Annotated in this window: 14 protein-coding genes; 1 reads left to right on the top strand and 13 read right to left on the bottom strand. The window is 31.7% G+C overall.

Annotated features, from left to right (window positions below; all coding sequences use genetic code 11):
* Positions 1 to 23 precede the first annotated feature (23 nt).
* From ACU68U_RS06970 to ACU68U_RS06930, 9 genes are all read right to left on the bottom strand, one after another.
* On the bottom strand, positions 24 to 668 hold the full coding sequence (locus ACU68U_RS06970; RefSeq protein ID WP_446763019.1) for a hypothetical protein: 645 nt from the start codon (positions 666 to 668) through the stop codon (positions 24 to 26).
* A 253-nt stretch (positions 669 to 921) separates the two neighbouring features.
* On the bottom strand, positions 922 to 2,229 hold the full coding sequence (locus ACU68U_RS06965) for an NCS2 family permease (RefSeq protein WP_446763018.1): 1,308 nt from the start codon (positions 2,227 to 2,229) through the stop codon (positions 922 to 924).
* 11 nt (positions 2,230 to 2,240) lie between these two features.
* A complete protein-coding gene (locus tag ACU68U_RS06960; RefSeq protein ID WP_281682637.1) occupies positions 2,241 to 4,154 on the bottom strand; it encodes an ABC-F family ATP-binding cassette domain-containing protein in 1,914 nt (637 codons plus the stop codon).
* A gap of 53 nt (positions 4,155 to 4,207) precedes the next feature.
* A complete protein-coding gene (yfcE, locus tag ACU68U_RS06955) occupies positions 4,208 to 4,750 on the bottom strand; it encodes a phosphodiesterase (RefSeq protein WP_446763017.1) in 543 nt (180 codons plus the stop codon).
* On the bottom strand, positions 4,750 to 7,080 hold the full coding sequence (lon, locus tag ACU68U_RS06950; RefSeq protein ID WP_446763016.1) for an endopeptidase La: 2,331 nt from the start codon (positions 7,078 to 7,080) through the stop codon (positions 4,750 to 4,752). The genes yfcE and lon overlap by 1 nt, the downstream gene beginning before the upstream one ends.
* 63 nt (positions 7,081 to 7,143) lie before the next feature.
* Positions 7,144 to 8,379 (bottom strand): ATP-dependent Clp protease ATP-binding subunit ClpX, encoded by a 1,236-nt coding sequence (gene clpX, locus ACU68U_RS06945; protein ID WP_094203981.1) that lies wholly within the window; start codon positions 8,377 to 8,379, stop codon positions 7,144 to 7,146.
* A 10-nt stretch (positions 8,380 to 8,389) separates the two neighbouring features.
* Entirely contained in the window at positions 8,390 to 8,977 is a 588-nt protein-coding gene (gene clpP / locus ACU68U_RS06940; RefSeq protein WP_002835127.1) for an ATP-dependent Clp endopeptidase proteolytic subunit ClpP, read from the bottom strand.
* Between the two features lie 40 nt (positions 8,978 to 9,017).
* Entirely contained in the window at positions 9,018 to 10,343 is a 1,326-nt protein-coding gene (tig, locus tag ACU68U_RS06935) for a trigger factor (RefSeq protein ID WP_446763015.1), read from the bottom strand.
* Between the two features lie 123 nt (positions 10,344 to 10,466).
* Positions 10,467 to 11,453 carry a cell wall-binding repeat-containing protein gene (locus ACU68U_RS06930; protein WP_446763014.1) on the bottom strand — a complete coding sequence of 329 codons (987 nt, stop codon included), beginning with the start codon at positions 11,451 to 11,453 and terminating at the stop codon, positions 10,467 to 10,469.
* Positions 11,454 to 11,579: 126 nt separating this feature from the next.
* Between ACU68U_RS06930 and ACU68U_RS06925 the strand changes: the two genes are divergently transcribed.
* Positions 11,580 to 12,242 carry a helix-turn-helix transcriptional regulator gene (locus ACU68U_RS06925; protein WP_094224981.1) on the top strand — a complete coding sequence of 221 codons (663 nt, stop codon included), beginning with the start codon at positions 11,580 to 11,582 and terminating at the stop codon, positions 12,240 to 12,242.
* A 14-nt stretch (positions 12,243 to 12,256) separates the two neighbouring features.
* On the opposite strand, the gene ACU68U_RS06920 is transcribed toward ACU68U_RS06925, so the two are convergent.
* Genes ACU68U_RS06920 through ACU68U_RS06905 form a run of 4 tightly spaced genes read right to left on the bottom strand, consistent with a single transcriptional unit; the run spans position 12,257 to position 15,062 of the window.
* Positions 12,257 to 12,397, bottom strand: coding sequence for a FeoB-associated Cys-rich membrane protein (locus tag ACU68U_RS06920; RefSeq protein ID WP_094206053.1), 141 nt, complete (start codon positions 12,395 to 12,397; stop codon positions 12,257 to 12,259).
* Between the two features lie 27 nt (positions 12,398 to 12,424).
* Complete coding sequence (gene feoB, locus ACU68U_RS06915) at positions 12,425 to 14,554, bottom strand: ferrous iron transport protein B (RefSeq protein WP_446763013.1); 2,130 nt, start codon at positions 14,552 to 14,554, stop codon at positions 12,425 to 12,427.
* A 12-nt stretch (positions 14,555 to 14,566) separates the two neighbouring features.
* Positions 14,567 to 14,797, bottom strand: coding sequence for a FeoA family protein (locus ACU68U_RS06910; RefSeq protein ID WP_012290900.1), 231 nt, complete (start codon positions 14,795 to 14,797; stop codon positions 14,567 to 14,569).
* Positions 14,798 to 14,837: 40 nt separating this feature from the next.
* Entirely contained in the window at positions 14,838 to 15,062 is a 225-nt protein-coding gene (locus ACU68U_RS06905) for a FeoA family protein (RefSeq protein WP_094203987.1), read from the bottom strand.
* Between the last annotated feature and the right edge of the window lie 2 nt (positions 15,063 to 15,064).

Below are 15,064 nucleotides of genomic sequence, written 5' to 3'. Positions count from 1 at the left end.
AATTAATTTCAAGGCTCTCATTCTTATCCTATTACTATAATATTTCCCCACCATCTAAAAATTGATTGTGATAATTCATTTGCAGCGTATAATCTGTCTTTTCCTTTTGGTTGTCCATTAAAGTACATTTCTCCCCAATTGTTTGGATCGTAAACTTCAAAATACAATCTATTATTGATATGAGTGTATCCTTTTACAACTAAGAAATGTCCTCCTTGGTAGTTGTAAAATCTACCGATGTTTGAATTGTTGTTATTATTAAATGAAATAAATCCAGTATTCACACAAACAATTGCAATATTTCCATTATCCAATATATCTGTCAAAGTATCTTCTCCATTGTATACAATTGTACGATTTGGAATTCTTTGATCATTCAAATATTGTGATACAGTGTTTGTTGACCACCATCCACCTTGCATAGGATAACGATCTCTTGCTCCTGCTGCTGTCGCGATTGTATTTCTATTGAACCATTTTTCGACCATTACACTTGAAGATGGACCACAATTTGAGTTACTAGCCCAGCCAGTATTTCCTTGATCTATATACCAATTATAGTTTCTATTGTTGTGTACTTCTTGTCTTACTGCTACTGTAAAAGTAGGTGTTACTAAAACTACGATTGCCATTAAAAGCATTAATATTTTTTTGCTAAATTTCTTCATATTTTTACTCCTTTAATTTTATTTTTAAAAAGAAGACGTTTTACTTATATTTATAACCTCCTTATTTTATTTTTCTTCTTTTTATTGCCTAAATTATTTGATTTTATAACAATTAATTTCATAATTCTATGTGATTTCTTTAATTATGTTATCGTTTACAATAAAAGTATAACACTTAATTTTAAATTATGAAATAGTTTTGAACAAAAAAATAGTAGCGCATTTTTCATGCACTACTATTTTTATTTAATGTTTAAAATAAAGGCCAAATTATTCTTAAAACGAATACTATTGCCAAGATATACATCAAAATAGAAATATCTTTTCTTTTTCCTGCTAATAATTTTATTAAAACATAGCTTATCATTCCAAAAGAAATTCCTTCTGCAATTGAATAACAAAATGGCATCGCAATTATTGTTATAAATGCAGGAATTGCTTCTGAATAATCGTAAAAGTCAATTTCTTTGATTGAGCTAAGCATAAATAATCCTACGATTACCAATGCAGGTCCTGTTGCTTGTGCAGGAATCATTCCAAATACAGGGAACAAGAATAAGCTTAGGAAGAAAAAGAATGCTGTTGACAAAGCTGTTAGACCAGTTCTTCCACCTTCTGCAACTCCTGATGCCGATTCAACAAATGTAGTTACTGTACTTGTACCAAGTAGAGCTCCCGTTGTTGTTCCAATCGCGTCTGCTAATAATGCAGGGGATGCTTCTTTTAATTTTCCTTGTTCATCTAACATACCAGCTTTTGCACTAACTCCAACCAAAGTTCCTACTGTATCGAAAATATCTACAAATAAGAATGTGAATACTACAGTGAACATATCAAAAGTAAATATTTTATCGAATTGTATTTTAAAAGCTACTGGAGCTATTGATGGTGGCAATGTTATTGGAGATCCGCCTTGGTATTTTGACACTCCCAAAATTAAAGCTAAAATCGTAGAAGCCAAAATCCCATACATCAACGCACCTTTGATTTCTCTAGCCAAAAGTAAAGCGATAATGAATAATCCTACAATAAATACTACGCTTTCTCTGCTCAAGAGATTTCCCAATTGTAAAACAGTACCTTCACCTTGCAAAATAATTCCTGAATTTACCAAACCAACTAGCGCTATGAAAAGGCCAATTCCACAGCTAACTGCTTTTTTCAAATTAATTGGAATCGCATCAAAAATCATTTCTCTTACTTTAAATAATGAAAGAATTAAAAATACAATACCTTCCAAAAATACTGCAGTCAAAGCAAATTGCCAAGTATAGCCTAATGTTTTAACAACTGTAAATGTAAAAAATGCATTAAGTCCCATACCTGGTGCCAAACCAAATGGCAAGTTGGCTAAGAAAGCCATGCAAATCATCGCAATAATACTTGCAATTACACTAGCTGTAAAAACTCCGCCCTTGTCCATTCCAGTTTCACTTAACATTTGAGGATTGACTGCCAAGATATAACTCATAGTCATAAATGTAGTAAATCCCGCCATTAATTCCGTCTTTACATCTGTTTTTCTCTCAGATAGACGAAATCTTTTTTCTAAAAAATCCAAGTTTTCCCTCCTTAATTTTTATCAAAATCTTCGTATTCCAATTGTTTATCTTCCCAATCTGAATACAAAGAATTTTTGTCAGCGTTAAGATGTTCCAGTTCTTCATTTAATTGAAGAATTTTTTGAGGATCATCGTAAATATCATTTTGACAAAACAGGTCTTCAATTTCTTTGATTCGTTCGTCAATTTTATCTATATTCGATTCAATCGTTTCAATTTGTTTTCTCAGTTTTTTAAGATTATTTGTGATAGCACGTTGTTTTTTCTTTTCTTTCAAAGCTGCAGTTTTGTTCAAACTTTCCTCTGTTTTATCCACTTTTAAATCATTGATTTTCTCTTGATAATAATCGTAATTTCCAAGGAAAGTAGTCGTTTTATCTTTTTCCAACACAATGATTTTATCACAAACTCTGTTCAAGAAGTATCTATCGTGGCTAATTACAAAAACAGTACCTTCGTAATTTATCAGAGAATCTTCTAAACTTTCCTTTGAGTCAATGTCCAAGTGGTTAGTAGGTTCGTCCAGTAACAAAAAGTTTGATTTTGAAAGCATCAACTTCAGCAAAGATACACGCGCCTTTTCTCCACCACTCAAATCTTCAATAAGTTTGAAAATATCGTCTCCCACGAAATTCATAATAGCAAGAGCACTTCTGATTTCGTAGTGAGTCATTTTAGGATATTCGTCCCAAATTTCATCTATAATTGTGTTTTTATCGTTCAAATACATCTGTTCTTGGTCAAAATATCCGATGTTTACATTGGAACCTAATCTGAATTTTCCAGAAGTTGGTTTTAATTTTTTGGTTATAATATTGAATAAAGTCGTTTTGCCAACTCCATTTGCTCCAATAAGTCCTACTCTTTCTTCCTTATATATATCTAAGTTACAATTCTCAAAAATAAGCTTGTCGTCGATTTTTTTTGACAAATCTTCAACCATCAAAACGTCCTTGCCGCTTGGTGAAGATATTTTGAATTTAATTCCAAAAGTTCCATCATCATACGTTGGCTTATCCATAAGCTTCATTTTATCCAACAGTTTCTTTCTGGATTGTCCTTGTTTATTCTTCTTCGCATTATCAGTGCTAGTGTATTTTTCAACGATTTCAAGTTGTCTTTTGTACTCACGTTGTTGATTTTCGTAAGTCTTTCGTTGGATATCCATATAGATTTTTCTCTGTTTCATAAAACCAGTGTAATCTGTCTCGTACGTTTTTATGGTTCTATTTTCCATATGAAAAATCCTATTTACAATTCCATCTAAGAAATATCTATCGTGAGAAATTATCACACAAGCGCCCTTGTAATTTTTCAGAAAAGTTTCCAAAAACTCGATAGCTTTGATATCCAAATGGTTGGTAGGCTCGTCTAGTAACAATACGTCACATTTTTGTAGAAGAAGTTTTGCGAGCATTATTCGAGATTTTTGACCACCACTGAAATTAGTGACATTTTTATCCAAATCATCATCCGAAAATCCCAAACCTTTTAGTGTGCCTTTGATTTCAGAATCGTAGAGATATCCTCCCATTGATTCAAATCTTTCCAAATCTCTGTGGTATTTGTTCATCAAATCTTCCAAATCTTCGGTATCCTTCATTTGATTTTCGTATTCTCGAAGTTTGTTCTCCAATCTCAATACTTCTGAAAAAACGCTCAAGCATTCTTCGTACAAAGTATTAGTCGAATCGAATGAATTATGTTGCTTCAAGTATCCTATTTTCATATCATTTTTGATGAACAAGTCTCCACCGTCTTTAGACAATTCTCCTGTCAAAATATTAAACAAAGTGGATTTACCAGCACCATTTATTCCTATGATTCCAATTTTATCATTGTCGTTAATATTAAAAGTAACATTTTCTAAGATACTTTTATCTAAGAAAGATTTTTCTATGTCTTTTGCGCCTATTAGAATCATTTTTTCACTTCCTAACTAAACAGTCAATCAACTCAATTCTGAGTTAATTGACTTCATATTTTCAAAGATGACAAAACTTTGTTTGAGTCTATATCTATAAGTTTGATTTCATCATCATCTATTATTGCAACTGATTTTACACCGTCTTTTGGAATAGAAGGACTACCTGGATTTAACAAAATAACGCCTTCTTTATCTTCCAAAACTTTTACATGAGTGTGTCCTGTTATTACGATATCACAATTATTGGCCTTAGCAATTCTAATTCTCTTTTCTTCATCTTCCTCGTATCCATGAATTGTGAAAATTCTAAATTTGCCAATATTTATGATTCTATGTTTTTGTGTCAAATCGTGTTCAATAACCATTTGATCCACATCACTATCGCAGTTTCCTCTTGTATATATCACATTATCCATAGATTTGAAAATAACTGCCAAATCTTTGGGATTGTAATCTTCTGGAAGAGCATTGCGTGGTCCGTGATACAAAACATCTCCCAAATGCAAAATCGTGTCGCAATCTTTTAAAATTTCCAGAGCTTTTCGTGTGTTTTCCAAAGAACCATGAGTATCGCTAATTACGCCTATTTTCATTAGATTAGTACCTCATCCAAAATTTCTTTAACATTACTTGTAAAATAGAATTTGATTTTTTGTCTGATTTTTGGATCGATATCTTGGATATCTCTTTTGTTTTCTTTTGGCAAGAAAACTTTATTAATTCCGTATCTATGAGCAGCCAATACTTTTTCCTTGACACCACCAATTGCCAATACCCTTCCTGTAAGTGTGATTTCTCCAGTCATTGCAAAATCGTGTTTTACTTTTCTTCCTGTCAATGCACTTACTAGCGCTGTAACCATTGTAACACCTGCTGATGGTCCATCTTTTGGAACAGCACCTTCTGGAACATGAATATGAATATCTTTTTCTTTGTAGAATTCTCCTTTTATACCCAAATCCTCTTGGTTACTTCTGATGTATGAAATTGCAGCCATTGCAGATTCTTTCATTACATCTCCAAGTTTTCCTGTAAGTTGTGTTTTGCCGCTACCGTCCATCACATTAGCTTCAATTGTAAGGATAACTCCACCAACTTGTGTCCACGCTAAACCATTCACAACTCCAATTGTGTCTTCCCTTGGAATTTCATCATCTAAAACTAATTTTGATCCCAAGAATTTTTCTAGATTTTTATTGTTGACGACAACTTTTTTAACATCATCTCTTACGATTTTAACAACGGCTTTTCTGACTACTTTTCCAATATTTCTTTCAAGCTCTCTTACTCCACTTTCTCTTGTGTAGTTGTTTATAATCGTATAGATAGCATCTCTTGTGATGTGGAATTGGGATTTGTCCATTCCATTTTCTTTTAATTGACGTGGAAGCAAATATCTGTTAGCTATTTCAAATTTTTCATAATCTGTATAACTTGTAACTCTGATAACTTCCATTCTGTCTAACAATGCATCTGGAATTTGTTCTTGTGAATTTGCAGTAGTGATAAATAATACATCTGACAGATCAACTGGAATTTCGATGTAATTATCTGTAAATTCACTGTTTTGTTCCGGATCTAAAACTTCCAACAAAGCACTTGCAGGATCTCCTCTAAAATCAGATGCTAATTTGTCAATTTCATCCAATAAGAAAACTGGATTTAATTTCTTAGCTTTTTGCAATTGAGTTATGATTCTTCCTGGCATTGCTCCGATGTAAGTTTTTCTGTGGCCTCTGATTTCTGCTTCATCACGTACGCCACCAAGTCTCATGGATACGAATTTTCTATTAGTTGCTTCAGCTATAGATCTTGCAATTGAAGTTTTACCAACCCCTGGAGGGCCAACTAGACAAAGGATAGGTCCTTTTAATGATCCAGTCATCTTCTTAACAGCTAAATATTCCAAAATTCTTTTCTTTACATCTTCTAATCCAAAATGACCATCATTTAGAACTTTTTCTGCAACTTTTAAATCAATCGAACTTTTTGATTTTTTGTTCCAAGGAATATCCAATACTTGATCGATATAGTTTCTGATTACTGTGCTTTCTGGATTATTTGGATTCATCGAAGATAATCTATTGATTTCCTTTAAAACGTGTTCTTCAGAATCTTTTTTAAGTTTTAATTTCTTTACTCTATTTGCATAATCATCTGTGTCTTCAATGTCGTATTCTTCACCCAATTCCATCTTGATTTGACGCAATTGTTCTTGAAGAAAATACTCTTTTTGTGTGTCAGATATTTCCTTGTTTGTTCTTTGTTCGATATCTTCTTTTATCTTCAAAAATTCAATTTCTTTTATTACAAATTTGTACACCAACTCAATTCTTTCATCCATATCCAAAGTTTCCAATAATAAAATTGAATCCTTATCGTTTAATGAAATTAGCATTGAAATTGTATCTATCAAAGAACTTGGATCTTCTTCGTTTAAAAGTCCCCCAAGCAAATCTTGTGGTAATGGTTTTTTGATAATTTCTGCCAAGCTTTCAAACGAAGAAATAATCATCCTAATCATAGTCAGTGATTTATCCGTAGGATGATATTTTGTTTTATCGTATTCCATAACTTCAACGTTTGCTTCTAAAAAACTGTCGTTTTCAACAAAGTCTACGATTTTTGCTCTGTCGTAAGCTTCAACCAAAACTCTGACATTTCCGTTTGGCATTTTAATAGTTTGTTTGATACTTGCAAGAACTCCTGTATGATAAAAATCTTCTTTTGTGATGTTTTCTACAATTGGATCTTTTTGCGTACAAATAAAAATCTCAGAATTTCTGAGCAAACTAGCATTTAAAGCATTTAATGAAACTTCTCTTCCAACTTCAAAATGTTGGATATTATTTGGAAACAACCACAAACCACGCAACGCGATTATTGGAAGTTTCTTTTCTGATATTGTATAGTATTCTTTCATCAAACTCCTCTTTCGAATTTAATCTATTGATAAAAATAGCTCACCTAAAGTGAGCTATTTGTGTTATTTATTATTTGTTTTGAAAACAAGTTTTGGGTCTTTTCCTTCTAGTACACTTTCTTTTGTCAAAATTACTTTGGAAATGTCTTGTCTTGATGGTAGCTCAAACATAATATTCATCAAAGATTTTTCTATTATTGTTCTCAAACCTCTGGCACCTGTTTTTCTATCGTAAGCTAACTTGGCGATAGCTTTCAATGCTTCTTCATCAAATTCCAACTCAACATCATCCATTTTGAATAATTCTTGATATTGTTTGATAACTGCATTTTTAGGTTCCAAAAGTATTTTAATTAAAGCTTGTTCATCTAGTTCATCAAGTGTAACTAAAACTGGAATTCTTCCTACAAATTCAGGAATTAAACCAAATTTAATCAAATCTTCTGGCCTAATATCTTTGAACAATTCAGAAATTCTCTTATGTTCATTTTCTCCCAAATCTGCCCCAAAACCTATTGATTTTGTTTCTGTTCTTTTTTCGATTATTTTTTCTAAACCGTCAAAAGCTCCACCGACAATGAATAAAATATTTTTTGTATCAACTTGAATATATTCTTGATTAGGATGCTTTCTTCCACCTTGTGGCGGTACATTACAAATTGTACCTTCAACTATTTTTAACAAAGCTTGTTGTACACCTTCACCGCTAACATCTCTAGTGATGGAAGGATTTTCGCTTTTTCTAGTAATCTTGTCGATTTCGTCAATGTAGATGATTCCTTGTTCTGCTTTTTCTATATCGTAATCCGCCGCTTGAATAAGCTTCAAAATTACATTTTCTACATCTTCTCCGACATATCCAGCTTCTGTAAGGCTAGTTGCATCGGCTATAGCAAAAGGAACATCCAATATCTTGGCTAAAGTTTCAGCTAAAAGTGTTTTTCCGCTTCCAGTTGGACCCACCAATAAAATATTTGATTTTTGTAATTCTACATCATTATTCATTAGATTAGAATTAATTCTTTTGTAATGATTATATACTGCAACAGCCAAGGCTTTCTTACCTTCTTCTTGTTTGATTACATAATCATCAAGCACATCCTTGATTTCGATTGGCTTAGGCAAATCAATTCTTTCTTGGATAGTATCTACATCTTTGAATTCTTCTTCTATTATGCTGTTACATAATGAAACACATTCATCGCAAATAAATACTCCAGGTCCAGCAATTAATTTTCTGACTTCATCTTGTGATTTACCGCAAAAAGAACATTTATATTGATTTTCATTTTTTGGCATAAATATTTCCTTATTTAGAAGTATATATAACTTCGTCTATCAATCCATACTCTTTTGCTTCTTCTGCTGTTAGTATGAAATCTCTGTCTGTATCTCTTTCAATTTTTTCTAGAGGTTGTCCAGTTCTTTCAGATAATATCTTGTTTAATAATTCTCTCTTCTTCAAAATATTCTTAGCGTGAATTTCGATATCACTAGCTTGTCCTTGTGCTCCACCAAGTGGTTGATGGATTAAAGTGTCTGCATTTGGAAGTGCATATCTTTTTCCTTTTGCACCACTTGTTAGAAGAATTGCTCCCATACTTGCAGCCATTCCTACACAGATTGTTGAAACATCTGGTTTAACGTATTGCATAGTATCGTATATCGCTAATCCTGCGCTTACAGAACCTCCTGGTGAATTGATATATAATTGAATATCCTTTTTTGGATCTTCACTTTCTAAGAACAATAATTGAGCTATAACAAGATCCGCCATCTGATCATTAACTTCGCCTGTGACGAAAATAATTCTTTCTTTTAAAAGTCGAGAGAAAATATCGTAAGATCTTTCGCCTCTATTACTTTGTTCTACAACCATTGGTACTAAAGATGGCATAATAATAACCTCCTATTATTAATTCTAATATATTGAAATATTATTTATCTTCTTTTGTTTCTTCAGCTTTCTTTGCTTCAAATTTAGTATTTTCTACTAATTTTTCTAAAGCTTTTTTTCTCTTGATGTCTTCTTTTAAGAATTCTACGTTTGGACTATTTTTGAATTCTTCGATGAATTTTTCTTCATCATCTTGTCCATATACTTTTGCAAATTCTTTTAATTGTTCATCTAATTCTTCTTCTGTTGATTCAATTGCTTCTTTTTCGATATATTTTTCTAATACCAAATCGCCCTTAACTTTTAATTCAGCGTTAGCTCTTAATTCGTTTTTAACATCTTCTTCAGAAGTGTTAGTGATTTGGAAGTATTGATCTGTATTTAAGCCCATTTGTTGAACTCTTCTTGCAAAATCTTGGAATTGACGATTTACTTCGTTGTCAATCATTGATTCTGGAACTGTAATTTCAGTAGCATCAATCAAAGCTTCTACAGATTTGTTTTGTTTTTCAACTAATTGTCTTTGTTCGTTGTCTTTTTCTAAGTGTTCTTTGATGTCTTTCTTGTATTCGTCAAGAGTATCGAATTCAGAAACATCTTTTACGAATTCATCATCTAATTCAGGTAATACTTTTTCTTTGATTGAATTGATTTTGCATTCAAACTTAGCATCTTGTCCTTTTAAAGAATCTTCGTGGTAATCTTCTGGGAATTTAACATTAACATCAAATTCGTCTCCAACATTGTGACCTACGATTTGTTCTTCAAATCCTGGAATAAATGTGTGTGAACCTAAAACTAATTCATAATCCTCAGCTTCTCCACCGTCAAATGCTTTATCATCTACAAAACCTTTGAAATTGATAGAAACAGTGTCATTTTCCTTAGCTTCTCTACCTTCAACTTCTTGAACTCTTGCGTTTGATTCTAATTCGTGGTTAATTTTCAAATCAACATCAGAATCAGTTACTTTGTATTCTTCGATTTCAGCTGAAAGATTAGAATAATCACCTAATTCGAATTCTGGTTTCAAATCAACAGTGAATTTTACTTTTACATCATTGTTTTCAGTAATATCGTCAAGATCGATGTCTGGTTGTGAAACTGGTTCTAATTCTAATTCTTCGATAGCTTTTTCGTAAATTCCTGGTAATAATAGATTTACAGCATCTTCGTAGAATAAACCTTCACCATAAGCTCTTTCCAACATTTTTCTTGGAACTTTACCTTTTCTAAATCCTTTTAAACTAAATTTAGATCTATTCTTTTTATAACTTTCCTCAATTGCGTTATTGAAATCTTCTGCAGGTATTTCACATGTGAATACCGCTTGATTATTTTCTTTACTTACAAGCACTGCGCTCATACTTTCCTCCTAATTTTTATTTAAAACTTAAATTAATTTCACTTAAAATAGAAATTCCAGCTAATATTATACCCTAAATACCATTTTTTTTAAAGTTTTTTAGCTAAAATGATTAAAAAACTGTTATTTTTGTTCAACTTTGTAGTATAAATCCAATTTATTTGCTAATTTTTCGAAATTTTCTTCTTTTTTCCCGATATATACACCATTTTGTATAGATGTCGTAAGAAGTTTATTGGTAGTTTTGTCTACATTGCCTTCATTTACTAAAATATTTACGTAATTTTTTTGTAGGCTAACATACGATGCCAATAAAGATGTTCTAATATCTTTGTATTCAGTAAATATAATTTTAGAATACTTAATATCACTGTTTTGAACATAATTTGCATCATAGACCGATTTGTAATCATTTCGTATAACCTTGAAGCCATTTTGTTTTAATTTCTCATTGTATTCCCTACTTATTATAGATGTCGGTTGGTCAATCAAAATATTTGAAATCCCCTTATCAATAGCAAACTTTATAATTGAATCGTCAAATTTCTTACCTTGTACAAATGTAATTGCATATCCATTTTTAAGATAGTAACCCATCTTTGCTTGAATAAAATTGAAATTGGACAAATCGCTAATAACTAAAGTATCCGTAGGATTCAAATTCGTGTTTTCTTTGATTACATTCTTGGACACTTCGACGCGATCTCTTCCATCAATTCTTGTAACCAACAAACCGCTCAATTTCAAATTATCAGAGATTTCTTCTGAAACTGATTTTGGTCCGCCTATGATATATACATTTTTCGCTTTCAACCTATTAGCTTCATTTAATATCGGACTTTCTTTCTTTATATATGCTCCATCATTTTGAATAAGCAACATCGCAGCCTTATTCTTATATGCAAAACTTAAAGCCGAAATTATGTCGCTTTCCTTTTTTTCATTTACTATGACTAAGTTTGCATTTTTGTCGTAAACTTCCTCTGTCAATTTTTCTGACAAATCGGAGACGTCTTTCTCAATTATTTTATCCAGAACTACATCCGTATTCGCAAGTGATTTTGTCGACAAAAACAACAAACACATACACAAAATTAAAATTCTTTTCATAATTACCTCTCCATTAATTATATATTAAAATCAAATCAAATTGCAAAAATGTATCATTTCTTGCAATTTCAAGCAAATTAGTTATATAATTAATTCGTAACACTCAAAAAATGAAAGGAATTGTATATGTTCGAATTGGAATCAAAGTTAATAAAGGCTGTTCAGATAAAATCAAACAAAAAAGCACATGATTTAGCTGAAGAAATACTAAAAAATTGGGAAGATTCTGAAACTAATATTAGATCCCAAAAGAACACAATTATTCAGTTATTAGCGATATTTTCATGGAATCAGATGAAAAATATAAACGATTCTCAAAGTTTAAAATATTGTGAAAATGAAAAAAACAAACTATTATATAAAGTAGAAAATAATGAATCTGAAAACACCAGTGAAATACTTCACGAAATCGTAGAATATTACACTACAAACCAAAATATATTTACAAAGGGTTGTGAAAACCCATTAATCAGAAGGGCATTGGATTATATTTACAATAACAGTGAGCAGAAGATTTCTCTGGATATTCTGTCTGATCACTTGCACGTGTCCAAAAGCTATTTGTCGACATTGATTTGTCAAAACACGGGAAGCAATCTTCCAAATATTTTGACTACTTTTAGAATAGAAAAAAGTCTACTGCTTTTGACTTACACCGACAAATCCGTTAGCGAGATTTCAAAGGAAGTTGGGTTTCAATCTGATTCATATTTTTGTCAACAATTCAAAAATATAAAACAAATTACACCTAAAAAGTTTAGAACAATAACAAAGCGTGACCTCTGCTAAAGGCCACGCTTTTTTTATTGTTTATTGTAATTATTGGAATGAGGGCAAGAAGTGGAACCGCAATCACAGCTGCCACCTTTTTTAATAATACGACGCACTGCAAACACAATTGCTACGACAATTATTGATAATACTACTATATCAGCTATATTCAAAAAATCACCTTCTTTAAAATTCTATCTCTATTCTACTGCTCTTTTTGATTGATTGTTTTTGTATTTATCTTTTCTAAATATCATATACAACATTCCAACCAACACTACAAGCGCTATTGCTGTCATAATTGTAAATGGTTGTTTTACTACCAACACATTTAAGAATTGATATACCATAAACGATATTAAATATGCAAAAACAATTTGATAAATAACCGCAAATGCTGTCCATTTTGAAGAATTCATTTCTTCTTTTATAGCACCAACTGCCGCAAAACAAGGAACTGTTAATTGGTTGAATACCAAGAAACTCAAAGCAGATGCTATAGTGAAGTTACTTTTAACCAAATCAGCTATTTTACCTGTATCATCACCTACACCAGAAACTATTCCGTAAACGCTGACTACCATTTCTTTAGCAACAGTTCCTAAGAATGAAGCTACAGTTGCAGTCCAATTTCCGAATCCTAATGGAGCAAATATCGGAGCGAATATTTTTCCGATGAACGCCAATATAGTATCGGTACTATCATCAGCGAAATGAACAAATTCTCCCTTAACAGAAATATTTTGTAAAATCCAAACGCAAATTGATGCAACTAAGATTATTGTACCTGCTTTTATGATAAATGATTTAGTTCTATCCCAAGTTACACGCAAAACATTTGAAACAGTTGGTTTGTGATATTCAGGAAGTTCCATTACGAATGGAGCTGGTTCTCCTGAAAAAGCTTTTGTCTTTTTCAAAATAAGGCCACTGATTATTACTGCCAAAATTCCTGTAAAATACAATAATGGAGCAAACCACCATTGACCGAAAATCGCTGCTGCAAATAATGCTATGATTTCTGTTTTTGCACCGCAAGGCATGAATGATGCAACGATGATAGTCATTTTTCTGTCGTTTTCATTTTCAATAGTTCTTGTTGCCATAATTCCTGGAACTGAACAACCAGTACCAATTAAGATTGGAATAAATGATTTACCAGATAAACCAAATTTTCTGAACATTCTATCCAACATAAATGCGATTCTTGACATGTATCCTATATCTTCTAAAATAGCTAACAATAATTCCAACGTTGCAACCAAAGGCAAGAATCCCAATACTGCACCAACGCCGGCAACAATACCATCAACAACAAGGCTTGTTACCCATTCGCTAGTTCCGATTGCTTCTAATCCTTTTGTAGCTAAATCAGCTAATGCAGTTCCCATCACAGTATCTGCCCACCAATCGTGGAATGGAGGACCACCAACAACCTTTACCGCAATAAAGTAAACGGCTATCATTATCAATACGAAAATTGGTAATGCCAAAAATCTGTTAGTAACCACCCTGTCGATTTTATCACTAGTTGTTAATCCCGATCTTCCTTTTTGTACAGAATCTGAAATTACTGAAGTAATGAATGTATATCTTTCATCTGTAATTATGGATTCACCATCATCATCGTATTCGTCTTCAATTTTTGAAACAATTTCTTCAACTTTTGCTTTTTCTTCATCAGTGATATGAACAGCTTGTAATGCTTTTTCATCTCTTTCCAAAGCTTTTACAGCAAACCATCTTTTTGATTCAGAATTTTTAATGGATTCTACACTATTTTCTATTTCAGTAAGCACATTTTCAATTTCATCACTAAATGATTTTATCGATTCATGATGAGATTTCACTTGTTTTTGTGCAACTTCAATTAATTCATCCAAGTTTAATTTTTTAAGTGCTGATACTTCAACTATTGGAATTCCCAATTTTTCAGATATTAGTTTTGTGTTTAATTTATCGTTATTTTTCTTAACGACATCCATCATATTAAATGCCAAAACCATTGGAATTCCAATTTCAGATAATTGTGTTGTAAGATACAAGTTTCTTTCAATATTTGAAGCATCCACAACATCAATAATTACATCTGGTTTCTCGTTTATTAAGTAATTTCTACTAACAACTTCTTCCAAAGTATATGGAGAAAGCGAGTAAATTCCCGGTAAATCGGTAATTTTAATATCTTTGTTATTTTTTAAGGTTCCCTCTTTTTTTTCTACAGTAACGCCTGGCCAGTTACCAACATATTGATTGGATCCTGTCAATGCGTTAAACATAGTAGATTTACCACTATTAGGGTTACCTGCTAAAGCAATTCTAATTGACATAAGTCCTCCTAATTATTTATTTATCAATTCTATTAAAATATTTTCTGCATCATCTTTTCTAAGACTCAACTCATATCCTCTCAAATTGATTTGAACTGGATCTCCTAACGGTGCTACTTTTCTGATATAGATTTCTACATTTTTTGTAATACCCATATCCATTATTCTTCTTTTAACAGGACCTTTTCCTAAAATCTTAACAATCCTGTAGTATTTTCCTACTTCGGCATGCTTAAGATTCATTTCGTTATCCACTTTATGTATCCTCCTTGATAAAATATCATTAAATATGATTTACCATAATTCTCATAGCTATATCTTTTCCTATAGCCACTCTTGAACCTTTGATTTTAACTATCAAATTTCCGTGGCTTTCTGAAACAACACTCACGAGCGCCCCTTCAACAAAGCCCATATTATTCAACAGTTTTTTTTGTGAATCATTTTTTATTTTTTTTATTTTTACGATTTCAAAATCTTCATTGAGTGGCACTAATGCCAAATTCATTT

This window comes from Finegoldia sp. P3-F-LR, from assembly GCF_052932165.1.
Note: the sequence above shows the minus strand (reverse complement) of the source record. Positions and strands in the feature narration are given on the sequence as shown.

Bases quoted from the DNA above. Each gene is read 5' to 3' on its own strand.
- ACU68U_RS06970 (WP_446763019.1), bottom strand. From the start codon at position 668: ATGAAGAAATTTAGCAAAAAAATATTAATGCTTTTAATGGCAATCGTA.
- ACU68U_RS06960 (WP_281682637.1), bottom strand. From the start codon at position 4,154: ATGATTCTAATAGGCGCAAAAGACATAGAAAAATCTTTCTTAGATAAA.
- yfcE (WP_446763017.1), bottom strand. From the start codon at position 4,750: ATGAAAATAGGCGTAATTAGCGATACTCATGGTTCTTTGGAAAACACA.
- lon (WP_446763016.1), bottom strand. From the start codon at position 7,080: ATGAAAGAATACTATACAATATCAGAAAAGAAACTTCCAATAATCGCG.
- clpX (WP_094203981.1), bottom strand. From the start codon at position 8,379: ATGCCAAAAAATGAAAATCAATATAAATGTTCTTTTTGCGGTAAATCA.
- clpP (WP_002835127.1), bottom strand. From the start codon at position 8,977: ATGCCATCTTTAGTACCAATGGTTGTAGAACAAAGTAATAGAGGCGAA.
- tig (WP_446763015.1), bottom strand. From the start codon at position 10,343: ATGAGCGCAGTGCTTGTAAGTAAAGAAAATAATCAAGCGGTATTCACA.
- ACU68U_RS06930 (WP_446763014.1), bottom strand. From the start codon at position 11,453: ATGAAAAGAATTTTAATTTTGTGTATGTGTTTGTTGTTTTTGTCGACA.
- ACU68U_RS06925 (WP_094224981.1), top strand. From the start codon at position 11,580: ATGTTCGAATTGGAATCAAAGTTAATAAAGGCTGTTCAGATAAAATCA.
- feoB (WP_446763013.1), bottom strand. From the start codon at position 14,554: ATGTCAATTAGAATTGCTTTAGCAGGTAACCCTAATAGTGGTAAATCT.
- ACU68U_RS06910 (WP_012290900.1), bottom strand. From the start codon at position 14,797: ATGAATCTTAAGCATGCCGAAGTAGGAAAATACTACAGGATTGTTAAG.
- ACU68U_RS06905 (WP_094203987.1), bottom strand. From the start codon at position 15,062: ATGAATTTGGCATTAGTGCCACTCAATGAAGATTTTGAAATCGTAAAA.